Raw genomic sequence first — 26,036 nt, 5'->3', positions numbered from 1 at the left:
ACAAGCAATCTCCAAAGACATCAGATCATTGACTCACCCCGACCGACCTACCAACAGAAGCGTTCGAAGCGGCGACGTAACGGTTATCATAACTGTATACAACGACTGGGAACACCTAGAACAAAGCATCAGAAGCGTCCTATTGCAGACGCACCCAGCCAAGCAGATCGTCGTCGTCGACGATGGGTCCAAACTCGACAACGCTGAACAAATACTCCGAAAACACTTTCCCTTAGAAAGTCAAATCGAGTGCTACCGCAAGCCAAACGGCGGACCCTCAAGCGCACGAAATCACGGGCTATCCAAAGCAAAATGCGAGTACGTGGCCTTCCTAGATTGCGACGACAAATGGCTCCCCAAGAATCTCGCCATTAAAGTTCCGCTTCTAGAACGATGCCCAAGCGATTGCTTCGGCGTCTATGGATCTTTCCTAACTTCGCAAAGCAAAAAACCTTTCCCCTTTGCAACAACAGGCACATCGCTCGATCCTAGAAAAATTGGACGGCCTGGAGGATTTCCTGGAGGTGCCCCCTCCTACCTGTTCCGGACCAATGCAATCAGAAGCATCAAGGGGTTTGACGAATCGCTAGTGATTCACGAGGACTTTGCACTGATCCTAGAGTTGCTGCAGCAAGGCTACCACTTCCGAGGCAACTCCCTCCCTGGATTTGTTCGCAATCTAAGAAACGAGTCCCTGACGCGTGGCACGAATCCCTATCGAAAACTCGATATGATTGAGAGATTTCTCGAAACAGCAAACGAAAGAAACTACCTGCCCTTTACCGAGGTACAAACTAGACGAAAGGCCAATTACCTCGGGCTGGCAAAATCACTTCACTCAAACAACGCACCCAAACCTGACATTGCCCAAGCACTACGAAATGCATTTAAAATCGCCGCCCCCTCAAACCCTAAAGAACTCTTAGCATTGGCATTTCTAAAATGGACCGAGCTTTTCCACCCAAAATGCCGAACAGAACATGATCGTCCCTGAATCCTTGCGACTGAGGCATCGACACTGGCACTGGAAGCGAGCAGGATGTGTGTTCATCCACGTCCCGAAGGCCGCAGGCACTAGTATCAACCATGCGATATACGGCCGGACTCTCGGCCACTACACAATTGCTGAAATACGCCACCACTTCCCTCGATTAGTGCAAGACACTTTTACGTTTTCCGTCGTGCGAAACCCCTTTGAACGTGTTATCTCAGCGTACAAATTCGCAAAGGCGGGAAGGACAGCAGACATGGGTATCTCGAACCCAGAACAATACCAAATCCCGGAGTTTGAAACACCTGAAACTTTTGTGCAATCATGGCTATCCAAACAGGACATCACAAAAACTGACTTCGTATTCCGCCGCCAGTCCGATTTTGTTTGCATCCATGAAAAACTTGCGGTGGACTTTTTGGGTCACATCGAAACACTTGAAAACGACTTCGAATATCTGAGCACGCGTCTACGTCGCAACATAACTGTTCCTCAAAAAAACCAAACATCCGCTTGCGAATCCAGTACTCCCCCCCCCTCGCTTTCAGAGTCATCGCAAAAGATCATTAAACATATTTACGAGAGCGATTTTCGACTACTTGGCTATTCCCACCTCTTGGACGAGGCACCCCAACATTGAATATACTGCATTTTCTGTCAACGCCGGCAGCCGGCGGAGCAGAGATATATGTAAGAGACTTAGCTAAGGCAATGCAACACAGGGGACACAAAGTCACCATTGGATTCATTGGACACAACAAGGACGTCGGACGCAGCGGGTCCTACGAAGAAGAGTTCTTGAACGAACTCACAAACAATTCAATTGACTACTTCTTTATTGACCATGCCTGCAGAAGAAAACCTTGGCTAGGAATATCCCGCCTTAGAAGGCAGTCAATTGATCGCTCAATTGACATCTTCCACAGCCACCTGATGTACGGCATTGTTTTTGGATGCCTAGTACCAACTCCGAAAATATACACACACCACAACATCATACCTAGAACAGGGAAAATCGGATACTTCCTCTATAACCGAATCGTCGACCGATACGTTGGCATATCCAAAACCTGCTCTCAACGACTCTCAGCTTTCACTGGCCAGAAGGTCACAACCATCATCAACGGAGTTGACACAACGAAGTTCCCTTCGCCATCAAAGTACTCTCCTAAAATGGGCAAACCTCTCGAATGCATTGCTGTTGGTGCAATCACAACCCAGAAGAACTACCCAATGATGTTACAGGCTTTGGCACTGATCGATCCCGAGCTAAGAAGAAGACTCCGTGTCCGAATTTGCGGCGAAGGATCATCTGAAATGACCGCGGAACTCGGACGACAAATCGCTGACCTGCATCTAGAATCGACTGTATCATTACTCGGAAACCGAAGTGATATCCCTTCGTTGCTTTGTGGATCAGATGCCTTCCTAATGAGCTCAGCGTGGGAAGGACTACCTATTGCGCTTATCGAGGCCACGGTCGCCGGACTCCCGGCAATTGTCACAGATGTAGGTGGATGCAGAGAAGTGATTGAGACTTGCAATAGCGGAATCACAACCCCCCCAAACGACCCGGGTCAATTTGCAAATGCCATCAGCAGTTTGATCAAGAACGAACACACCCGGAGAAACTTCGCGAGAAATGCTGTCTTAAACGCCACAACATTCTCCATTGACAAGTCCGCAGACGCACACCTCGACCTTTATGCCGGTATCGTTTGATACTAAAGTCTCTCTTTTGATAAATCTTCAATCGACCGACACACCTACGAAAACGAATCGGCCGGGAAATCCCTATGATAGTCCTTGGCCAATTGACAGCTGCCTTGCTCGCGTCTCTTTCGACATATGCAATTTAGAAAACCACCAAATCTACGCCCCAAATTTGTTTGACAAAATGATTCTTTCCTGCAAAACCTCCACTAGCAATTGATTCCCTACTGGTTACTTTTGGCGCTGGCGTATCTCAATCGCTTCTTCTCAAGAGAGCGGTCCCGCGAACACATAGGCGAACAAAAACCATTCTTCATTGGAACTCTTGTTGTCATTGCGATTGCAATCGGAATAAGACATGAGGTTGGTGGCGACTGGGTTTCCTACGAGCAAATGTACGAGCGAGCTCGCTGGTATTCAATGGGAGACGCCTTGTACCAAGCCACCAGAGACCCTGCGTTCTCACTGATCAACTGGATCTCCTATCGCCTCAATGGAGATGTCTATCTTGTCAATTTCGTTACGGGCAGTATTCTTTGCTACGGCATCTATCGATTTGCGACTGAACAACGCATTCCCTGGCTGGTTCTGTATGTCTCCGTCCCCTATCTGATTATTGTGATCGGAATGGGGTATGTCCGTCAGTCTGCTGCGATAGGCATGGAACTTGTCGCACTCACACACTTGACAAAAGGACGAACCAATCGATTCATTGGATGGGTCATAGCCGGCGCGTTATTTCACAAATCGATTGTCCTGATACTTCCTTTAGCGGCTCTATTCAGCCGCCGTGGGCGGGTGGCACGAATCATCTGGGTTGGTGTCACCGTGGCAATCGCGGCAAAGTTCCTAGTTGGGGAAGATGCTGCAGAACACATGTGGCATCATTATGTAGAACGCGGCCGCCACAGCAGTGGTGGGCTGATCCGCATTGCCATGAACGCACTTGCTGCCGGCATACTGATGCGGTACACGACTCTCCTTTCGAAAAACGAATCAGAAGAGTTGGTTTACAAATACATGGCAATTGCATCGATCCTGTGCATACCCTTGGTCTTCTTAGCTTCTACCGCTACGGACCGCATGGCTCTTTACCTCATTCCACTTCAACTTTTTGTCGCTGGTAACATCCCGCTACAACTTAGAATGAAGTTTGTACCGGCGATCGTCGGATACTACTTTGTTGTGCAGCTAGTCTGGCTAAACTTTGCGTCCCACGCACATTCCTGGGTACCGTTTTCAACCTTTCTCTGGAACACATAGGCCCCATAATTGTCAGTTTTCAACAGGGGATCCTCCCACTACTCCACTGAAAACCAGCCTGAAAGCTGTTCTCTGATACCGTCGACAGAAAACAACAAGTCACAACACGTTGTTCTTTTTGCGAACACAGATTGGTATCTCCACAATTTCAGATCAGGATTAGCACGAAACCTAACTCAAGGTGGGCATCGCGTTACGATGGTTTCGCCTGCTGGCCGTTACTCGGAACAACTCAATCGTGAATTTGGCTGGCGCGAACTCTATCTTGGAGGCGGCAGCAAAGGCCCGCTGAGCAATATGGCGGCCATCACCCAAGTTCGAAAGATGTACAGTGAGCTGAACCCCGACCTCGCCCACCACTTCACAATCAAATGCGTGCTGTACGGTGGCCTCGTCGCGAGAATGATGAAAATACCAACGGTCCAGGCTGTCACGGGACTTGGGCATATTTTCACCGACAATGGCCTTGCCAATCGAGGACTCCGACGTCTGATCCGGCCTCTGTATCAGCGTGCTCTTGGTGGTCAACGGACACGTGTGATCTTCCAGAACACCGGCGATCGTGATTTCTTTGTCCAATCGGGACTGGTAGATAAGTCTCGAACTAACTTGATCCGTGGATCGGGAGCAGATTGCGAACGATTTCAACCACCAATTGTTCCGCGGCGCCCCGGTCCGTGCCGGTTCCTTTTCGCATCGAGACTGATCCGTGAGAAAGGGGTGTATGAATTGTTGGAAGCGGCCAAGCAACTCCGTGAGGAGAAGCAACCATTCGAACTGATTGTCGCGGGAGACCTCTACCCCGGAAACCCAAGTTCGCTCAGTTCCGCCGACCTGGACGAAATGACGGCTGATATCACTTATCTTGGGCATGTCGATGACATGAAACCCCATTTTCATGACGCCGACGTGATCGTACTGCCAAGCTATGCCGAAGGAACACCTCGTGTCCTGCTGGAAGCAGGCGCGTGCGGGAAACCGTTGATTGGAACGGATATCCCAGGGTGTCGCGGTGTCGTGGTGAATGGTGAGAACGGCTTTCTAGTGCCCCCACGTGAATCCTCCCCATTGCGGGTCGCGATGGAAACGTTGATCAACGACGAAGCGATGCGACATCGCTTCGGATTGGCAAGCCGACAAATCATCGTCGATGGTTTCAGCGAAACTGAAGTGATCGCCCGCACATTGCAGGTCTACCAAGATGTCCTTGCTTTGTAGCCTGGTTCACAAGAATTCGAAATTGCTTACCAAGCTTCAATAGCAGGCGAGGCCAACATTTGGCGGCAAGAATCAGGCAGCTTCCACGCAACTTTGCGAGAAACGTAGGCGGGTGGACCTTGTGCAACTGCATTTTGCCTTATCTAGCCTTCTGCATGAGCACCGAACTGCAATGGTCCGCTCGCTGTCACTTCGAACAGGCGCGCCCACACTGGCATCCCTTCACAGAACCAACAGCCTGGATCGCAGCGCAGCCTGGTTGAAGTCCACTTCTTAGCGGGCAACCTGATTTTCCAGAATTCGAGTTTAGATCTGATCTTTCTGAACGATCCAATTCTTGACGACTCCGGCCAAGCGAGTGTCGCCCCCAATATGGGGATTGTCAAACGGCGTGAATCGTTGACCGCTCGATCTTTCCGGTTGCTCAGATTGTGACGACGGTTCGATGGCAAATTGCGGCTTGCCACTTTCTTTTCCTAGCCTAGCCAAGGCCGGATACGTACACTTGAAAGCCCTTCGGTAGGGACATTCTGTTCCAACCGCTGTCTCCCCTTTGTTTTTTACTGACGGATCTCGGATGGAACTGCCCTCCAACGCGTCTTCTGATTCTCGCTCGCCTGGTGCCTCCATGCGAGGCAAGGACTCATTTGCCTCCTACCCGACGCCTAACCCCGGCGTAATGGGGCTGGCGTCGACGGGATCCTACCCAGCCATGAACCAAACATGGCAACCAGAACAATCAGGAAGCAATGAAACTGCTGATGTTGCCGCATCCATCTGGCGTTATCGCTGGGCGGTGTTGATACCAGCAATCCTAGGACTCGTCATTGGTTTTCTTGTATTCCTCAAAACGCCTGAAACTTTTCAGTCAACGACCAGCCTAATGTTCGAGTCTGACCGCGCGCCGGTGATGGACGCGATGGGTGACGTCCATGGTGGTGTCCCAACCATTGAAATACTCCGATCACAACTGTTTAGCGACCAGGTAGTCGAAGCAACGTTTACAAGCCCTCAAATGCAGCCATTCGTCGACGAGTACGAGAACGACCTAGCAAAATTCACTCTGCTAGTTCATGAATGCCTTGAGTTTGAGACTGAACTCCAAGACATGAAGAACGCAGCCTCAATGGTTGCAAGCATGCGTTTCACGCATTCGAATCCACGATTTGCAGAAGCAGCAATTAAAGCCTTCAGCACCTCATACAAAAACTACTTCGCGGAACGGCACAACAGTTCACGCTCGGAACTCATGCGACTAATTACGGTTGCAACCCAACAAATGCAACCCAAACTCAGCGAACTCGAAAAACGCTATCGAGAGTTTCGCACCGAGGCCCCACTTGCGTGGGACGAAAATGGCGTGGCGATCAATCCGCACCGAGAACGGCAGCTCTATTTAACAGCGAGACGCAGTGAACTGTTTGAAGATCTTAGGAAGAAGTCGATTGAACTGTCGGCAATCAGAAGCATTGCAAATGAAACTCAAGATCCGGTGGTTGGCGTGTCAATCATTGGCCAGCTCACCGGAAAAGAGTTCGAAGTCCCCGGACAAAACGCCGCCGTCAATAACGTTCGAGATGGCGACGAAGAACTTGCGCTGATTGAACTTGACCAGCAACTCGTACCTTTGATGATCGAACGAAATAAATTTGCAGCGGAGTACGGTGAGCAGCATCCTACGGTCAAGGCTCTCGATTCCGAACTCACGATGATGAAAAGCGAGCTGAAGCGGTTGGTCACCGAGCAAACAAATCGAATCGTCGAACTGATGGAACAGAACAGGATTGAGGAAATTGATCCCATCAAACGAGCAGAAGAAGCGATCAATGTCATTTTGACGGCATCTAATGCTGAGGTGGAATTGCTGAAACAACAGATCGGTGAGATCGACTCTCAGATTGCGGACGAAAAACGCGAAGCTATTAAACTAGCTAAGTTCGAACAAGACAACGCAGCTCTGCTCAGGGAAATGGAACGAACACACGAACTTTCTGATCAGCTTAAAGAACAAATGGCACGTGTTGAGCTCTCCGAAAAGGACGGTGGATTGAGACTTTCGGAACTTCGTTCACCGACTAACGCTTACCGTGTTGGCCCAATCCTGCTTTTGATGCTTGGCATTGGCCTATTCAGCGGCGGACTCGTTGGTTGTGGGCTGGCATTGCTGCTGGAGAAGAACGCGAACACGTTCCGCGATCCCGAGGAAATCGTAGCCGCGGTGGGTGCACCGATTTTGACTCACGTTCCGTTTTTCAAAGGACGTGTTCGTCGCAGCAAAGGGGAAGCAGGCAATCCGTTTGAGCACTTGGACGCCCACTTGGCGGTGGTCCATGCTCCATCCTCTGTGGCGTCGGAGTCCATTCGGTCCTGCCGGACCTCGGTGCTGTTCGAAATGGCGGGCATCCAAGGCGGCAAAATCATTCAGGTCACCAGCCCCCTTCCTGGTGACGGGAAGTCGACCATCGCCGGCAATTTGGCGTGCAGCATCGCTCAATCTGGCAAACGCACCCTAATCATCGACTGCGACCTTCGCCGGCCCCAGGTTACGGACAACTTCGCCATGGCCGACCAACTTGGTCTGGTTGATGTGTTGAGTGGAAAATGCGAACACGTGGATGCGGCTCATGACACGCCCCTCAGCACTTTGAAGATGATGCCCTCGGGACCGATTCCAGCAAACCCAGCAGAAGCGCTGACGTTGCCTGAGATGAGCGAGTTGCTGGACGTCCTTCGAGAAGAGTACGACTACATCGTTCTGGACACGCCGCCGTTGTTGGTGGTGACAGACCCCAGCATCACGGCCAGCATGACCGACGGCGTCGTGATGGCACTCAAGGTTCGGCGGAAGAGCAAACCCAACGCGAAAGAGGCCGCCTCCATCCTGGCCAACGTGGGTGCGAAGTTGCTGGGCGTGGTGATCAACGCATCGGACGAAGCCGGCAACAGTGACGGCTACAAGGGCTACGGTTATTACCGCTACGGCCGGCACACCAGCCGGTACTACCGCAAGTCGCCCGACAACGGATCCAAGGCTGGTACCCGTCGGACGCCTGTGGTGGTCTCGGGGCGAGGGCCCGCACCGCGAAGTGCGCGGCCGATTGCCATGCCACCGACGGCCATGCCTCCCGTCGAGCAAGAACGCTCCTCGGATGTGTAGCCGGATTTGCGGAGAATTCGGACGCAGAGCAGGTGGACATCTGAATCCTGGCGAATCCAGCTACGACGAGGGGTTCACCGACCTTTCGTCAGACCGACCACGCCGGTGAATCCCACATCGAACTGTGGAATTGCGATCACTTTTGACCAGCAGTTTCTGGCGTTGTGCTCGGACGCACCTTATCATGGGTGCCCTCCCCCCCGCCCACCTAAACGATTGACATGACCGAAGACTCTCCCTCCATCGCTCCGATGCGGACGAAGGCGACACCTTCGCCGACTCCCGTTCGCACCCCCGTGCTGCAATCCGTCTGGACCTGGTTCTGGGTGGCCTTGCTGGCCGCTGGCCTTCCCATGCTGGCGGTCTATTTCTCGAGAATGTGGCGTCTGGATCACTACCAGTACTTTCCGTTTGCCATTGGCGCTGTGGCCTGGCTCGCTTGGACACGTGGCGACCGCTACTTCTATGCTCCTGCCCGACTGACATCGCTCGCACTGGTAGCGATTGGCGCGGTGGCAATGCTGGGCAGCTGGAGCCTTCGATCTCCCTGGGTAATGTCGATCGCGTTCGTCTGTTTTTCGGCCGCTTGCCTGGCTGTCATGCGCGGCCCGAAAGACAAAAGCCTGCTCGTCTTGGCTTTGCCATTGTTGTTGTTGATTCGATTGCCACTTGGTTACGACCAATTGCTGGTGATCGAACTGCAACACCTTACGACGATGATGTCGAGTTTACTGCTGGATGTCCTGTCGATTCCTCACGCTGTCACTCACAATGTGATTGAGCTTCCCAATCGAGAACTCTTTGTGGCCGAGGCCTGCAGCGGAATCCAATCCGTGTTTACCATGGCATTTCTGAGCACGTTGATCGTCGCGATCAATCGCCGAAAACTTTGGTTGGCGCCTCTGTACCTTATTATTGCTTTGATCCTTGCCGCGGGTGGAAACGTGTTGCGTGTGACCATGGTCGCTGTGGCGGACCAGTGGATTTCGTTGGATCTGGCCTCGGGATGGGCACACGACATTCTTGGCTACGCAACCCTGGCAATTTCCGCATTTTTCCTATGGTCATTTGACGGAATGATCATGACGCTCATGCATGTGACAGGAACGACGTCCGACGAACAACCTGACAACCCAATTCTGCACCTCTGGAATTGGTTTGTCGACGATGGTCAGAATGTTGACGCGGTGGGAGAGTACTACCGAAACAGTCAACCGATCGCTGATCCGAAGCAACTTGGATTGCAATTGCAACTGGCGAGATGGATGGGGCGAATGCAGGCCAAACCCATTGCGATTGCGATGGCCGTACTGGGGGTCGTCTTGATCACAGTGAGCTCGTCATCTGCAATGAAGGTCAGCGCGATCGGAGTTGAAGAAGGAGCGCAGGGCATGTTCGTCGAAGGGCTCATCTTTGATCCGCCATCCGAATTGATAGCGTCGGGTAACAGCGGCTTCGAGCTGAAACAACATCAACAAGCTCGGGACGGTGACAATCCGATCCTTGGTCAAAATGCCGACGTTTGGATCTTTGAATCACTCGTCAATCGCGTTCCCGTTCGGGGTCAGTTTGTCGTGAGTCAAACCTACTCGGAGTGGCACGAGCTTTGCCTTTGCTATGAAAATCAGGACTGGCGACTGCTCAATCGTGTGCTGGAGTCAGCCAATGCGACAGATTCTTCGGACGATGATTCGAGGTCCCAACCTTTCGCCTACGCACTCTTCGGTGGTGACACAGAGGCTCGTGGACATCTTTGGTACACCGCAGTGACTCATTCAGGAAAGTTCGTCCCCCCGTCTGAAAGCCCTGGTCGCATGGGAAATCGTCTCGCCGAGGCCGCGGAAGGGCTGAATGAGGTAATCGAACCAATGATGATGCTCCAGCTTTGGGTCGTTGCAGCTGAAAAGCTAGATGCATCAACGATTGATCGCATTGACGAGATGTTCGATAACCTACGCCACAAAATCGCATTGGCGGTTCAGGCAGAAACTGGCAACTTGCAATTGGAAACGGTAAGGCAAACAGAAACTGACTTCGAGGTGTCACCATGATTCGTTTCCTCAATCCGTCGCAGTGGTTCAAGTGGTTTGGGCAATGGTTGGTTGCTTGGTTCCGCACAATCCCGTGGAAGCGTGCATCAACCGCGGTTCCGGCGTTGATGCTGACGGTTGCATTGGCAATTCTGCTGTTTGTTTCAACGGGAGAGAGTGTCTCCTGGCGAAACCAATTGATTCGGGAACAACTCGCGTCTGCCTTTGAGAGAGACGACTACAAAACTGCCGATCTGTTGATTCGGCGACAGATTGAAGAGGGTGATGAGTCCGCGGAGACTTTGTATCGCTTGGCCGTTGCTCGGCATCAGCAGGATGAGACAGAGGAAGCCTTCGCGTTGATGCGCGGATTGGTGGGGCAACAGCGTGATCCGCGGGCGGCGCGGTGGTTGTTGCAGGAACTCTATGACCAGAAAAAGTGGACGGATCTGGAGGATGCTGAACAACGCGAGTTCGGACAATTGCTGCAGTTCCTCAGCGAAGAAACCCCCGATGACTTGGGCATCAAACAAGCCTACGCGGACTATCTGGTTCGCACCAATCGACAGAACCAAGCGATCCCCTATTTGGTCCAGCTGGCGTCGGTGCAACCCATGCGTGGGCTGCAAGCGGCGATGATTTCTCGCCAGGCCGGCGAAGACGACGCCGCGACCCGCTACGCCGAAGCAACCCTGGAGAAGATTCAGCAACTGTTCGCCGAGGAACCCGCCAGCCCACAATTGGCGATGGCGAACGTCCAGGCGTTGCTGTTCCTGGAAAAGCACGCGGACGCCGTGCGGCTGCTCAACGAATCCATCGGACGGATGAAGACCAAAGAGCACCAGGCGGGGCTGCAACAAGCCATGGGTGAGACCATTGTGGTCTGGATCAACAAGATCGAAGCCGAACCCAACGAAACGGTCGCCGAACGACTGCGAGTCCTCAAGATGCTGCAGGTGGCGTTGCAATACGCTCCCAACAACCCACGCGTGTTGAGTTTGGTGGCCGACCAAGTGCTCAAGACGCTGGAGTCCGACGACAAGGAACTTTCCAAAATCCGTTCCGCCCTGGTCAAGGGATCCTCCCCTGGGATCGCAAACTTCATTCGAGGCACGGCAGCACTTCTCAAGGGCGATCCGGATCGTGCCACGCTGCACCTGAAACTGGCAGCGGAACACCTGCCTCATAGTTCAGCAATTCTGAATAACTTGGCCGTTGCCATGGCCGAGAAAGAAGATGGTGATTTGGAACAGGCACTGCAGATCAGCGAGAAGGCGATCGAAAGTGTCTCCCAACCGAATCCGTTTTTCTACGAGACTCGCGGGCAGATCCTGACGAAACTTGGCAAACACTTGGAAGCCATCCCGGACCTGGAACGGGCGCTCGCGGAAGAGTCCCTGGCCAACGCGGCTCACGAGTCTCTTGCGGTTTGCTTTGAGGCCTTGGGCGAAGAGGAATTGGCCGAAGAACACCGAGCCGCCGTCACGGACGAGTGAACGTAGCCGGATTCGCCAGAATTCTGACGCCTGGGTCCACCATCACAACCCGAACGCGTTAGCGAGGGACCACGCAGATCAACGCGTCGGTCTCCGCCAAGTAGCCGGATTCGCCAAGAATTCGGACATCCACCAACTCGAACATCTGAATTCTGGCGAATCCAGCTACAGCAGGATCCCTCGCTGACGCGTTCGGGTTGTGATTGGACGACCGGCAATCGTGCGCGTCTGAATTCTGGCGAATCCAGCGACAGCATGGTCCCTCGCTCACGCGTTCGGGTTGCGATTCGAAGACCAGATCGCACGGCGTTGAGCCCAGACGTTTGACACCCCAACGAAAAAAAGGCGACCGAGAGAATGACTCTCGGTCGCCTTTTTTCGTTTTCAGTTTGGAACTGGCGATCGCTCAGATCATTGGGTGTTGCCAGTCGTTCCGGCTGCACTGGTGGTCGGCAACTTTGGAGCGGCCATTTGCTCGAGTCGTTCTCGGTTGATCTTGGTGGCCACAACACCCGGCGAGGTGGCTGGTTCGATCGTGGTCACGAAGACTTGAGGTTGGGACTGCCCGTCCAAGACGTAGCTCGTGACGGCTTCCCGAACCGCTTTCAGGCGGGATTCGGTTTCAGCTTGGGTGCCACCACGCAGGACGTGGATCTCGCGGCGTCCTTCGGGAGCCTGCGTCGCGATCCAGCGAACTCGATTTTGGCCGGCCGCCAACAAGGCTCCGTCACCACCCCGGAACAGCTCGTGCCCGATGGTGTTGTGCATCCGCCAGCCATTGCGTTTCATGGCTTCGAAGGGCATCACGACCTGCACCGCGTCAACTTCGTTGAACGGGTCGGGCCAAGCCACGTTGCGGTGATAGCCGACGTGCATTTGATGAACCAACGAACCCCAGTCCGCCGAAGCCGTTGGTGTGCGAATGCCGCCCAATGCCATCGCGGCGAGGATTGCGGCGAAGAGCAACGTGCGTTGTGTTGGGAACGTGGTCGCCATGGTCGGGCAAATCCTTTTGCAGGGCCGAATGTAAGTGAGTCGCAGTGCGTTGGATCCCAAACGCGAAATGCGAAACGGGAGCCTTGATACTTTGTCTCATTCGGCGTTTTCCCGCTCCTGCTTTGGACCGACGGGAGGCAGGGCCCCCGGTTTGCGTGGTCGACAAAGTCGTTGCAAGCGTTAGCGTTGCGCAGAGCCTTGTTCGCTGTAGCTGGATTCGCCAGAATTCAGATCATTGAGCTGGCTGCCATCCGAATTCTGGCGAATCCGGTTACGTCACGCAGCGTTTGCTCAGGATTCGTCCGCGGTTGTCTGGACGACCAGCTTGTGGATGGCCTCGATGGCCTGCGTGTCACTTCCATGCAACACCTTCATGGCGTCCACGCCGCCCGTGATCTCAAAGGCTTGTTCAACCTCTTCGGTCGTCAACCATCCCCGATAGCCGTAGTAACGAATCTCGGCGAGTTTTCGCAGCGGCGTCATGGAACTGTCCCCCAAGACTTGGGCAACACGTTTGCGAGCCACTTCGGGGCTGAGCGTGGGCAGGTCCGACAACGTCAAACGCTCGTCGACCACGGCCCATAGCGATTTCAGTTGCTCGTCGACGTAAGCGGACGGCGAGCCTCGCCCAACACGAGTCATGCGTTCGACTTCGGTGTTGTCCATGGGGCCAGAGCTGACCAGGGTCTTTCCCGTCCGAGCGTCCAGGACCTTCACGCGACTGATGTTGCTGACCGCACCGACTCGGTTTTCTTTCAAACCAACGTCGAAATGGACCAGCAGATCGAGGCCATGTTCGTGAGCGGTCTTGACCGTTTCGCGGGAATTGCCTTCACCAACGAACAAAACACTGGGAATCCACATGGACTTGGCCGCTTGGTCGACCGAGTCCCCGTTGACCGTGTGCCCTTGGGTGGTGGACTCTGGTTCCACATCGGTCAGGGCGTGCCCAAACTTGCCTTCGGTGATTCGCTTGGACAGCCCCGACTTCACCGTTTCAGCGACCAGCCCCAAGAAAGTTTCCATGCGGGCGTCGACTTCCTTGTCCGTCATCTCGGCTTTAGGAACCGCCATCCCGGCGGCAGGGTTTCGTCCGCCTCTTCCTGGCATGCCCATGCCCGGCATCCCCATTCCTGGGCCACCCATTCCCATGTCGCCCTCGTACATTCCCATGTCGTCCATGGGCATTTCACCCCCCATGCCCATCCCGTTGGGGCCTCCCGGGCCGGGGCCGCCCATCCCGGGGCCCATCATGCCTGGGTCCATGCCGCTGCCCATTGCCATTTCCATCATTCCGGAATCCATTCCCATGCCATCGGGACTCATCCCACCGCGGCCCATGCCGCCCGAGGATCCCGATTCTGTGATGGGCGAAGGGTCGGCGGTAGTAGAGTCGCCGTGAACAGCCAGGCTGGTCCCAATCCGGAGGTGCCAAAGCGGTTTCCGGAAGTGCTTGCTGAACTTGATTTGATCCATTTGTCGCTCGGCCGCGTCACTGCCCCGGGCGATGAAGCCGTGGAACAACTGCAGTGCCAATGGCAGGTTGCCGTAGCGATAGGCCACGTGAGCCTCATTGCGGAGCACCGGGCCCAAGGCGACAGGGGTTTTCGGAGCCGCAGCGGAAGCGAAGATCTGCTGCACCCGTTCGGTCAGGGGCGACCAATCAGGGTTGAACAACTCCAGCATCACCATCGGCGAAGGCTGCATGTTCGCTCCCCGCCCGGAATTGGATTGCCCGCCGTATCCGGAACCTCCATAGGGGTCATCCATGCCGTATCCCGACCCCATTTCCATTTCCATCTCGTAACTGTCCATGCCCTCGTAGCCTGGTTCCATTCCTCCGTAGCCAGGAGGTCCGCCGGAACCGGGAGGCCCACCATAACCAGGAGAAACATCGTCTCCTCTCGCCTGGGCTTCCATCGCCGCCCGCTCAGCCGCCTCCATCGCAGCCTGTTGACCTTGCGCGAGCGCGACCGACGAAAAGCCAGCGGTCAAACAAAACGCCGTCAAACAGAGCTTCCATCCGGCCAAGGGGGAAGATAAACGCGGCGACAAATCAGCAGACTTCGTCAGCATTGGAAGAATCGAGCGGAAGAGGGGCAAGGCAGACATGCGATCAGGCTCCAAACCGAAACAGCTTGTTGGGAACGTCGTCGGGATCGCGGCAGAATCCGTCAAAAATACTGGAAAATGGCTACTCGGAGCCAAACGACAGTCGTCTATAATAAGCGACGACGACGGAGGTCGGGGAACGGATTTTTGAAAAGCCTTCAAACAGTCGCGTCAAAATCCGAATGAATTTGATGCGAACCGGGCTCGACCAGGGAACTTTCTCCCCACCCGCACCGTCCATGTTGAAACGTCGGTCCATCCTTTCCGTCCCGCCTTGTGAGAAATCGTCACGATGCCGCGTGTTTCCCTGACGAGCCTTCGAAGCCGCTCCAAGAGAGATCGAACGCGCGGAACCCGCCGTCGTTTGGCGATGCAAACACTGGATGATCGCCGCGTGCTGGCCGCGATCGTTGGTTCCGTCTTTCACGACGCCAACGATTCCATGCAAAAGGAAGCCGAAGAATCAACTTTGGCCAACCGCTTGGTGTTCGTCGATCAAAATGACAACGGCTCGTTGGACCAAGGCGAACGATACGGTTTGACGGACGAGTCCGGCCAATTCTCGCTGGATGGACTCGGCGACGGCACGCATGTCGTCCGCGTCTTCAACGGCACCCAGTCTCAAATTCAGACGACCCCGACGACGATCACCGCGAATCCGTTCCTTTTGGAATCCGAGATCACGGCCGTCACCCCCGCCTTCGTTCTCGATGCGGGCACCGAAGACGAAGCCATCTTGCCGGCCGTTTTCGCCAAGGGCACGTCGCTGCACACGTTGTCCAGCAGCGGCACTGTCGCCTCGACGTTGGATTTGGGCATCGGCATTCAAGCCCTCTGGCGTTCACCTGCAGGCGAATTGGTCGTGCTGGGCGACAACACCGTGGGGCACAAAGCCTTCATTGTGGACGCTACACTTTCGAGCGCCACACCTTTCACCGACAGCGACTTGGCACCGCAATTCGTCGGTCATGCGATCGATGATGTGGGCCGCGGTTTGTTGCTGCAAGCGGCCGACAACGGCTCATCCCAGCTCTGGACAGTCGACACAGCCAGCATGAGCGCCGATGCGACGGGCGCCTTGGTTCCTGAAGGCACCGAACTGATTGGCGACTCGAGCCCGCGTTCGACTGACGGCCCGACACGATCCATCCTGGCTCGCGCGACACAAATCGACGATGGACAAGGCGGCACCAGCGACGGCCTTGAGATTCACGTTTGGAGCAACGCCGACCACTCGTTGCTGACCAACGATCCAATCATCGTCGATGGCGGCGTCGAAGTGGTGGGCTTCAGCGATGAAGCTGGCCTGTTGGTCGTTCGTCAGTCAGACGGTTTGACGGTCCACGATCTTGAAACAAACGACTTGGCAACTCTGTACAGCCTGCCAACGGATGCTCCTGTCGCGATCGATGCGGCTCGCGGGTTGATCGTCACCCTGACTCCGGACTCGGTCGCCCCCCTCGAGGCTGGACTGCGATTGATTGACGCGGACTCCGGCGATTTGGTTGTCGACCTGGCGATCGACCTCTCCACTCTGAATCTGCCAGCGACCTCCGGTGCACAAGGCATTTCGCTGGATCCTGAATTGCGTCGTGTCGTCTTGGTGGGCGCCGCGGGGATGGCAGAGATGAGCCTTCGCACACCTGCCCCTCATCGTGTGCAAATCACCAACAACGAAGATCCCTCACCCATTGAATTTGGGATGCGGTTGATCGGCGCCAACACCGCTCCCAACTATGACACCCCGCCGAACTGGGTGATGGACGAGGACACCGTGCTGACCAACGCGGCTCCTGCGGTGTATGGCGATTCATCAGATGCGGACGAAGACGATTTTGTACTGCTGCCGATCCAAGGCACCAGCGCCGGCGTGTCCACCGTGACCCTCGCTGGGTCGCTGTCCTACGTTCCCATTGAAGATTTCGCTGGTGTCGACCAATTCACCGTGTGGCTGCATGACGGCCGTGACTTCACCGAACATGTGCTGAACATCACGGTCGAAAACGTCCCGGACGCACCGACCGAAGTCATCCCGCACATCGATTCGGTGCCTGAAAACATTCCGCTGAACGCAGCAATCGGCCAAATCGAAGTCATCGATGGCGACGGGCAAGGCAACCTCGTCATCGACATTGATGACGATCGATTCATCGTCGACCAAAACGGCAATCTGATCTTCGTCGGTCCAGACAACCTTAACTGGGAAGACGAATGGGCGATCCCGCTGATCATCACGGTCCACGACCCTGACTTTGAAGAACCACTGGTTCACACCGCGACGCTGCAGATCTTGGATGAAGACGATCCAATCGAGGACGTGTTGCCGGGGAACGCCACCGTTCGTGAAAATTTTGAAGGCGACGTGGTCACCGAGATCACAGTCGTCGACGAAGACGATGACCAGTTCTATGACTTCCTCGTTGACGACGACCGCTTCCTGATTGTCAACGGAAGTCTGCGACTGAAACCGGGCATCGCGGTCGATTTCGAAGAGTCTGAAACCATCGTGGTCAATGTCACGGTGTCGCACCTGGATGATTCGTTCGAAAAAGCGATCACGCTGCAAGTGATCGACCAGCCGGAATCGCCAAGCAATTTTGTTTTGACGCCGGCGACCGTCGAAGAGCAAACGCCCGGTGCGATCGTGGGCGAACTTCGTATCGCTGGCAATCCTGCCGCGAACAATCACTCGCTCACCGTCAACGATTCTCGTTTTGTATTCGACGGGTCGACACTGAAGCTGGCGGAAGGCGTGTCCGTTTCGCTGATCGACCAACAAGAAATTGAAATCGACATCACCGCCACGTCGCAATCCGTCGGTGTCGCACCGGTCACCGAAACCTTTTTGGTCCAAGTGATCGAGAACGACACGCCCTACCACAATGACATCGAACCACATGATGTGAACAGTGATGAAGAAGTCACCGCACTCGATGCGTTGACGATCATCAACTACCTGAACATCTACGGTCCGGGTCCAGTCGGTTTCGGCGACCCCGGATTTGGATACGACGTCAACGCCGATGGCTTTGTCACCGCGCTCGACGCCTTGCTGGTGATCAACCATCTCAATCAAATCACTCGGCCAACGGGCACGGTCAACAACGGCGAAGAAGAATCGGAAGGTTCCGGCGAAGGCGAGCCAATCGCCGACGACCAACTGGCCCAGAACGGCGAAGCTGGTTCCAACGGATCCTTGGTGCCCGGCAACCAAAACGTCAGTGGCCCATTGGAACCTCGCGGGTTTGCTCAATCGACGCTGAGACGCCAGGCTCGTGATGCGGTGCTGACCGACCTCAGCAAGCTGATCGACAGCAGCACTGACGATCCGTTCGCGGTCTCGACCGAGCAATTGGTCGATGTGCTCTCGCGTGTCAGCGATCTGGACGACAACCACCATGACTCGGCACTCAAACTGCTGTCCGACGAAGCCGACGAGTAGTCGGCTCACCGTTGCATGTTGGCCAACCGCCAAACGCAACGTAGCCGGATTCGCCAGAATTCGGACATCCACCAACTCCAACATCTGAATCCAGGCGAATCCAGCGACTGCGTGGTCCCTCGCTGACGCGTTCGGGTTGTGATCGGACGACCACGTTGCACGCGTCTGAATTCTTCGCGAATTCAGCGACACGCGACCAAGTAGCCGGATTCGCCAGAATTCGGACATCCACCAACTCGAAGATCTGAATCCAGGCGAATTCAGCGACTGCGTGGTCCCTCGCTGACGCGTTCGGGTTGTGATCGGACGACCACGTTGCGCGCGTCTGAATTCTTCGCGAATTCAACGACACGCGACCAAGTAGCCGGATTCGCCAAGAATTCGGGCATCCGCCAAATTTCACACTGCGCGGATTGTATCGGTTGAGCCAGTAGCTATGCTTGGGAGAGCACCCCTCTGCAGGGCCGCCCTGGCGATCGTTCATGCACGAGAGTTGCTGGTCAACCAATGTGCCTGGGCTCAATTCAATGACTCGCTTTCAATCCAAACACAAACCCACCTTCGCGCAAACTCAATGGTCGCTCGAACCACTTGAGCCCCGCCTGATGCTGGCCGGCGATGCGGGGGCCGAAGTTGCCGCCGCAGCCGCTTCCAACTCCACCGATCCCGGCGAAGCCACCACGGACCGCGATTCAACCGACACGGGCTCGCGTTCCGAGCAAGCAGCCGATTCGTTCACAGAAATCGCGTTCATCGACTCCGCGGTGGAAGAAACAGAACAACTCACACACTGGATGCGCAGCGGCGTTGAGATCGTGTTGCTGGACCAGGCCTCGCCCGCGATCGATCAAATGACGTCGGTCTTGGCAAGTCGCACGAGCGTCCGGACCATTCACGTCGTTTCGCACGCCGAGGCTGGCGTTCTGCAATTGAGTGGTCAACGCATCGACGCCGAGACGCTACAGCAGCATTCCGCTCAGCTCGATCAATGGCGTCATGCACTCACCGACAACGCCGACATTCTGTTGTACGGATGCGACGCCGCATCCAAGACCGTGGGTCAAAACTTGATCACGACGCTGGCGCGTTTGACCTCTGCGGATGTGGCCGCGTCGAATGATGCCACCGGGCACGCTGCTCTGGGTGGTGACTGGGACCTGGAGGTCCGAACCGGAGACATTGAGAGTGCTCTGTTGGCCAGCGTTGACCGGTTGCAACATGTCGAGATGGTGTTGCCGATTTCCGTTCGCGCGGCAGGCACAACGGGCGATGAACAGATGCAGTTGCAGATCAACGGCGATGTCGTTCAGACATGGAACAACATTGGCGGCAACGCTGACACGCGACAATTCCAAACCTTCACCTACAACGGTGCAGTTGATTTGGCAATCGATGAAGTGCGAGTCGCCTTCACCAACGACTTGTATCAACCCGAGCAAGGCATCGACCGAAACTTGGTCGTCGACTCCATCACGGCCAACGGGATGACGATCGAGTCCGAAAATGCGAACACGTTTGGAACGGGAACGTGGCAAGAAGAGGACGGCGTTGCCCCAGGGTTCCGCCGCAGCGAGTGGATCCACAGCAACGGCTACTTCCAATACACCGCCCCCTCAACGACCAGTTCCATTTCAATCTTCGCGGCAGGAGCTGAGAACACCGAAACGATCGAACTTTGGATCGCTGGCGAACGAGCCCAGACGTGGCAAAACATCGGCGGCGACGTCGACACGGGCGAATTTGTGCAACTGGACTTTGACGCGGACACCACCGTTGACATCTCTCAAATCCAGATCCGCTTCACCAACGATTTGTATGAAGCCGATGGCGCCATCGACCGCAATGTGCGAATCGACCGGGTCGAACTGGACGGCACCTCGTATCAGACCGAAGCCGAAGATGTTTACTCCACCGGCACCTGGCAAGCGGATGGATTGACACCCGGGTTCAAGCAATCCGAGTGGCTGCACACCAACGGTCACTTCCAATACGGAACCACGACCACGAACCCCGGTACAATCTCGCTGGAAACCAGCAATGTCACGATCGACGAAGACGCGGGGACCGCATTGGTTCGTGTGCTTCGAACCGGCGGCAGCGACGGCATCGCGACCGTCGACTACGACACCTTCGCGGGAACCGCTACCGAAGGCATCGACTACACGCGGCAAACCGGAACATTGACATTCGCCGATGGAGTCACCGAGCAAACGATCGTCGTCCCCATCCTCGACGACGCCTTGCTGGAAACCAACGAGACCTTCAACATCACGATCGACAACGTTCAAGGCGGTGCCAATCTGCTCGTTCCGCGAACGGCGACCGTTTCGATCGTGGACAACGAAGTCAGCCTGCCTGACTACGCCAATTTCGCAGATGTCTCTGGGCTGACGCTCAATGGTTCCGCACAACAAACCGGCAACACGTTGGAGCTCACCCAAGCCGAAAAGAATCAGGCTGGCAGTGCGTTCTATTCCACTGCCGTCAACTTGGCTGATGATGGTTCCTTCCGAACGGCGTTCGCGTTCGAAGCCATCAACGGTGCGGGCACAGACGGAGCCGATGGACTGACATTCACGGTCCAAAATGACCCTCGTGGCTCAGCCGCGATCGGTGGGACGGGAGAACAACTCGGTTACCAAGACATCACCCATTCCGTCGCAGTTGAGTTTGACACGTATCGAAACAGCTTGGACCTCAACGACAACCATGTTTCGATCCTCACCGGTTCGGTGTACTCGAACCTTCGCACCGCGGTCCCAGAAATCGATCTGAACAACGGAAGCGAACGCTATGCCTGGGTGGAATACAACGGCACCAGCAAGGTTCTCGCCGTGTACCTTTCTGCCGACCCGACCAAACCCACGCAAGCGTTGATGAAAGCCACCGTCGATCTGCAAACGCAAGTCGGTGACGCAGGATTCGTGGGCTTCACCGCCGGCACAGGCGGGTTGGACAATTCACATCGAATTCTGAACTGGTCGGTCGATCAAACTGCTCCGCCACTGGACCCGCCGGTTGTCGGTGGCGACGAAGTTCTCAGCACGACGATCGCATCGCAGCTCCACCTGCCGACCGCAATCGACTGGTTGCCCGATGGAACGATGCTGGTTTCGGAACAAGGCGGCATGGTGAAGACGGTGCGAGATGGAGCGGTCTCCGGTGATCCGTTCGTCGACATCTCGGGAATTGTCAACGGAACTCGCGATCGCGGGTTGCTGGACATCGCGGTCCATCCCGATTTTGCAAACAACCCGTACGTCTACCTGTTGTTCACCTATGACCCGCCAGAGGTCAATGATCAAGCCGCTGGCACGCTGGCAGGTCCCGACGGGAAAGGCAACCGCGCCGGTCGTCTGATTCGAGTCACCGCCGATGCCGCCAACAACTATCAAACGGCCGTCGCGGACAGCGAAGTCGTGTTGCTGGGCAAGAACAGCACCTGGGAAAACTTCAACGGGTTTGCCAACAGCACCTTCAACTTCACCGAAGCCCCCGCCGGCGAAAATCCCGACGGGACTTACATCAACGACTTCATCAACAGCGACAGTGAATCGCATACGATCGGCTCGCTCGCGTTCGGCCTGGACGGCGAACTGTTCGTTTCGATTGGCGACGGTGCCAGCTACAACCGAGTCGATGTGCGAGGTGACCGTGTGCAGGACATCGACAGTTTGTCAGGCAAGGTCTTGCGAATCGATCCGATCACCGGCGAAGGCCTGACTGACAACCCGTTCTACAATGGCGATCCCGAGGCAAACCGTTCGAAGGTTTACCAACTGGGACTTCGCAACCCATTCCGAATGACGGTCGATCCCGTTACCGGGCGACTGTTCGTGGGGGACGTTGGTTGGACGCAGTGGGAAGAGATCAACTCCGCCGGAGCCGGTGCGAACTTTGGATGGCCGTTCTATGAAGGCGGCAGCGGAACCAGCCTCGTGAATTCCCGTTACGCGAGCACTCCCGAAGGAATCGCCTTCTTTGCGCAAGACATCACCGTGACCGCGTCGCAATACGCGCTCAATCATCAAGCCGATGGAATCAACGCGATCGTGATGGGCGACGTCTATCGAGGCAGCCTGTACGGGGACGCCTACACGGGCGACGTGTTCTTCAACGATCTGGGCCAGGGCATCGTTCGCCACGGGGACGTCGACGCCAGCGGAGCGATCACCAACGTGCAAACCTTCACCACCGGTGCGGGTGCCGTGGTCGCGATCAGCCAAGGCCCCGATGGAGCCCTGTACTACGTCGACCTCGACGATGGCCTGGTCGGACGCTGGGAAATCGTCTGAACAACAATCCTGCCAGAGTAGAACATTTGTCCCAAATGTTTGCGTGGTTGGTGGATGTCGTTGAGCAGCGTGACGCGAATGTTTGGGAGCGGACTTGGTTGCGAGGAAGCTTGGCGGTTGAGGGCAGCCCGACGGAACAGTTGAGACAACTGTTCTACACCGGTGCTCGCAGCGTTGGGCTGGAAACAGTTGGGATGGTGGGGATTGCGACTGCGCGACTTCTTTCCCGGAGGAATGCAGAGGGTAGCCGGCGGTCGAGCGACGCGAATACCGCCGGGAAGCCCCCCGATCACACGGTTGACCCCGAAGGGGTCGCAGACTTTTACGGCCGAGTTTTCTACGACACCCTTCGGGGCCGACGCCGCGATCTTTTGTCGCTGTCCGGTGGTTTTCGCTTTGCTCGACCACCGGCTACCGTCTGTGACCACTTCGTGGCCTCACTCGCGAACGCGAGCCCCTGGGAAACCCGAGCAAAATGCGACCACCTTGATTGGACCGCTTACCACCGATTCGTCAGGCCAGGTGGGACCTGGCCTACAAGGTTGTGGCGGCAGATCGATTGCAACGTACCAATTGATTCGCTCGGTCCTTCACCAATCGTCCAACACGCCGTTCAAAAATCCTTGCCGTTGACATTTGAGGCCTGCTGCGTCACGTTCGGGGACACGAAACACTCGCAAATCCCCGCCTCAAAGCCCATTTCCAGTGTCTCTCGATCCTCAACTGCTCGCTCGTCTCAGCACCGACCCTGCCACACGCATTGACGAAGTCATCGCCCACTACCGGCGTGAACGCCAACCAGTCGAATTGTTCGAAGCACTCAAGATGAAAAGCCGTCTGGCACACGGGCTGCCCATGATCGCGGATCCAGACGAACCGTTGTTGCAAGGCACGACGGACGCTGAAAAACAACGGGAGCGTGGCCTTGAGGAAGATCTGCTGGACGCCTGTCGCCAAGCGGGTGCGATGCTGATCCAAGACGGCCGCATCGCGGAAGGCTGGATGTACCTGCGTCCCACCGGTGACACGGAACTCGCCCGGCGATTGCTCGAAGACGTCGAAATCAATGACGACAACTACGATGAGATGACTCAAGTGCTGTTGCACGAGAGCGTTGACCTTCGCCGCGGCTACAACGCGGTGCTGCAGCACCAAGGCACCTGCAACAGCATCACTCTTTACGACCAAGCCATTGCGACACGTTCACGAACCGATCGGCAAATCGCGGCGGAATGTTTGCTGACCTCGTTCTACAACGAATTGCTGTCGCTCGTCCGCGATGACTTTCGCAATCGCGGCCCCGACAACGGAGTCACACCCGAAGCGATTGAAGAAGATTCCGTGAAGCTGAACCTCGGCGAACTGATCGCCAAGTACAAATGGATTCTCGGTGGTGGTGGCTATCACCTCGACACAACTCACCTGTCATCCACAGTCCGTTTCGCGACCGTGATCGATGATCGTGAAATGATCGATCGTGCGTTGCAGCTTTGCCAGTACGGCCGACGCTTGCCCGCCGACTTCCAGTACCCCGGCGATGAACCGTTTGTTGATTTTTACCCCGCTCACGCCGCGTTCTTCTCGGCACTGCTCGGCCAAGGTGTCGACACAGCGCTTCGAATGTTCGAACAGAAAGCTCGCACAGTGGACGTCAACGTCGCTGGCGCAGGAGCCATCGAAACTTACATTGACTTGCTCGATCGAGTTGGCCGTCCCGCCGAAGCACTCCGCGCCGCGATCGAGTTGTTCCCGGATGACGTGCCCGTCCAGCGTGTCCTTCCAGAATTGCTGGCGATGGCACGACGCGCCAAACAAGCCGGCGACACCTCCGGGCTGGATGCCCTGGAACAGTTCTCCTTCGGGCGAAATGACTTGCTCGCCGTCGCGGCGATTGCGGCTGAAAAATCCTGAGCCTTGCACATGATGCTTTCCCAAGCCATCCATTCATTTCTGGCGGAGTCCGCATGCGTTTGATCTTCCTGTGCCCCTTGGCCGTGCTCTGTTTGGCTGTGATCGCTTCGCCCGCGAACTCAGCCGAACCGACAGAATTCAGCGTCATGACGTGGAACCTGGAATGGTTCTTCGACAATCAGACCGCGGACAACCCGAGTGAACTGGGCCGCGAAAAAAGTGCTCCCAGCCGCGAGCAGTGGGATTGGCGTCGCGACCGGGTGGCCGCTGCAATCGCGAAAGTGCAACCGACGATCGTTGCGTTGCAAGAAGTCGAAAGTCAAAACGTGATGTACTTCCTGACTCGCGCGATCGATCGCAATCACAACCGGAAGTACGACGACTACGTGATCAAAGGCGATGACTTTTACACCGAACAAGACGTCGCCTTGCTGGCGACCAAAACAACCGGTGTGCGATCCATCTCCCGAGGCGTCGTGACTCCCTCGATGAAGTCTCGCGGTTACGCATCGGTATCCAAACACCTTTTTGCCGTCGTTGAAGTTCCCGTTCATGGAAAAATCGAACTGCTGGTGATCGCAAACTGTCACCTGCGTGCCATGGCCGAGAAGGGAGAACTGCGAGCACGCCAAGCACGGACATTGAGTTTGTGGCTGGAACGGTTGGTCACTGGCGTGAAGGCATCGCAAGAAGATCCCGATCAACCGGTTCATGTCTTGGTCACTGGGGATTTCAACACCGAAGAACTGGCGGGCCAAATCGCAGCGGACTCGGACCTTGGCATTCTGATGTCACGAGGCACCGACGATCCATCAGACGACTTGATCGATCTGCACGATCACATCCCATCCGGAAAACGAACGACGCACCTGTTGCCCGGTCGCCAGTTCGATCGCATCTTGGTTTCGCGAGACCTGGCGATCGACAATCCCGGTGCGGTTGACCTCTCCCTTCGCGATGTGACCGTTCGAAACGATTTGAACTTCGGCGGCGACCAAGACACCCAAGAAGAACACTGGGATAACTACTGGAACATTCCTGATGACCAGCGTGACATCAGTGACCACAATCCCGTCCTCGCAAGGTTTCAAATTCAATGAGCGATTCATCTCGCCAGCCCGACGCACCGGTCCCTTCCAGCACACCCATTCCCATGGTCCGACTGGATGACTTTCTCAAACGAGAAGGATTGGTCGGAACCGGAGGCGAAGCCAAGGTGCTGATCCAAGCCGGCGAAGTCATCGTCAACGGCGAAGTCGACACGCGTCGTCGCAAACAACTGCACAACGGCGATGTGGTCACCTTCAACGGCGAAGACTTCCCGGTCGATGTCGAATCGCTCGGCGATCCGCCGATGTGATTTGCGCGGGCAACCTTCGTGATAAGCGGACAAGATGTGCCGGGTGCCTTTT

15 protein-coding genes and 1 pseudogene are annotated in these 26,036 nt (G+C 55.7%); 14 read left to right on the top strand and 2 right to left on the bottom strand.

What is annotated here, in order from left to right; genetic code table 11:
• The first annotated feature begins 28 nt into the window (after positions 1–28).
• The 9 genes and pseudogenes from UH5x_RS01400 (at position 29) to UH5x_RS01360 (ending at position 11,868) form a co-directional block, all read left to right on the top strand.
• Positions 29–994: a glycosyltransferase family 2 protein gene (locus UH5x_RS01400; protein ID WP_482634454.1), complete on the top strand. Its 966-nt coding sequence runs from the start codon at positions 29–31 to the stop codon at positions 992–994.
• On the top strand, positions 981–1,631 hold the full coding sequence (locus UH5x_RS01395) for a sulfotransferase family 2 domain-containing protein (protein ID WP_482634453.1): 651 nt from the start codon (positions 981–983) through the stop codon (positions 1,629–1,631). Before UH5x_RS01400 ends, UH5x_RS01395 begins: the two co-directional genes overlap by 14 nt.
• Complete coding sequence (locus UH5x_RS01390) at positions 1,628–2,713, top strand: glycosyltransferase family 4 protein (protein WP_482634452.1); 1,086 nt, start codon at positions 1,628–1,630, stop codon at positions 2,711–2,713. Before UH5x_RS01395 ends, UH5x_RS01390 begins: the two co-directional genes overlap by 4 nt.
• Positions 2,714–2,920: 207 nt before the next feature.
• Entirely contained in the window at positions 2,921–3,967 is a 1,047-nt protein-coding gene (locus UH5x_RS01385; RefSeq protein WP_482634451.1) for an EpsG family protein, read from the top strand.
• Between the two features lie 9 nt (positions 3,968–3,976).
• Positions 3,977–4,519: pseudogene (locus UH5x_RS01380) on the top strand (glycosyltransferase); the annotation flags it as partial.
• Between the two features lie 168 nt (positions 4,520–4,687).
• Positions 4,688–5,185, top strand: a complete 498-nt coding sequence (locus UH5x_RS01375; RefSeq protein WP_482636099.1) for a glycosyltransferase — start codon at positions 4,688–4,690, stop codon at positions 5,183–5,185.
• Between the two features lie 577 nt (positions 5,186–5,762).
• The gene (locus UH5x_RS01370; protein WP_482634450.1) at positions 5,763–8,342 is read left to right on the top strand and encodes a polysaccharide biosynthesis tyrosine autokinase; all 2,580 of its coding nucleotides are present in this window, start codon (positions 5,763–5,765) and stop codon (positions 8,340–8,342) included.
• A 221-nt stretch (positions 8,343–8,563) separates the two neighbouring features.
• Positions 8,564–10,393 (top strand): exosortase U, encoded by a 1,830-nt coding sequence (gene xrtU / locus UH5x_RS01365; RefSeq protein ID WP_482634449.1) that lies wholly within the window; start codon positions 8,564–8,566, stop codon positions 10,391–10,393.
• A complete protein-coding gene (locus UH5x_RS01360) occupies positions 10,390–11,868 on the top strand; it encodes a tetratricopeptide repeat protein (RefSeq protein ID WP_482634448.1) in 1,479 nt (492 codons plus the stop codon). The genes xrtU and UH5x_RS01360 overlap by 4 nt, the downstream gene beginning before the upstream one ends.
• Before the next feature lie 411 nt (positions 11,869–12,279).
• Here UH5x_RS01360 and UH5x_RS01355 read toward each other — a convergent pair whose 3' ends face one another.
• Both UH5x_RS01355 and UH5x_RS01350 read right to left on the bottom strand, forming a co-directional pair.
• Positions 12,280–12,864: a hypothetical protein gene (locus UH5x_RS01355; RefSeq protein WP_482634447.1), complete on the bottom strand. Its 585-nt coding sequence runs from the start codon at positions 12,862–12,864 to the stop codon at positions 12,280–12,282.
• A 291-nt stretch (positions 12,865–13,155) separates the two neighbouring features.
• The gene (locus UH5x_RS01350) at positions 13,156–14,940 is read right to left on the bottom strand and encodes a hypothetical protein (RefSeq protein WP_482636098.1); all 1,785 of its coding nucleotides are present in this window, start codon (positions 14,938–14,940) and stop codon (positions 13,156–13,158) included.
• Between the two features lie 406 nt (positions 14,941–15,346).
• Between UH5x_RS01350 and UH5x_RS01345 the strand changes: the two genes are divergently transcribed.
• The 5 genes from UH5x_RS01345 to UH5x_RS01325 all read left to right on the top strand — a co-directional run bounded on the left by UH5x_RS01345 (position 15,347) and on the right by UH5x_RS01325 (position 25,984).
• Entirely contained in the window at positions 15,347–18,418 is a 3,072-nt protein-coding gene (locus tag UH5x_RS01345; RefSeq protein WP_482634446.1) for a dockerin type I domain-containing protein, read from the top strand.
• 527 nt (positions 18,419–18,945) lie between these two features.
• A complete protein-coding gene (locus UH5x_RS01340; RefSeq protein ID WP_482634445.1) occupies positions 18,946–22,713 on the top strand; it encodes a DUF4347 domain-containing protein in 3,768 nt (1,255 codons plus the stop codon).
• Between the two features lie 705 nt (positions 22,714–23,418).
• On the top strand, positions 23,419–24,624 hold the full coding sequence (locus UH5x_RS01335; RefSeq protein ID WP_482634444.1) for a hypothetical protein: 1,206 nt from the start codon (positions 23,419–23,421) through the stop codon (positions 24,622–24,624).
• A gap of 53 nt (positions 24,625–24,677) precedes the next feature.
• Positions 24,678–25,724 (top strand): endonuclease/exonuclease/phosphatase family protein, encoded by a 1,047-nt coding sequence (locus UH5x_RS01330; protein ID WP_047816291.1) that lies wholly within the window; start codon positions 24,678–24,680, stop codon positions 25,722–25,724.
• Complete coding sequence (locus tag UH5x_RS01325; protein ID WP_482634443.1) at positions 25,721–25,984, top strand: RNA-binding S4 domain-containing protein; 264 nt, start codon at positions 25,721–25,723, stop codon at positions 25,982–25,984. The genes UH5x_RS01330 and UH5x_RS01325 overlap by 4 nt, the downstream gene beginning before the upstream one ends.
• Positions 25,985–26,036 lie beyond the last annotated feature (52 nt).

The organism is Rhodopirellula sp. UH5 (genome assembly GCF_056839225.1).
This window is presented reverse-complemented; position numbering and strand designations above follow the sequence as displayed.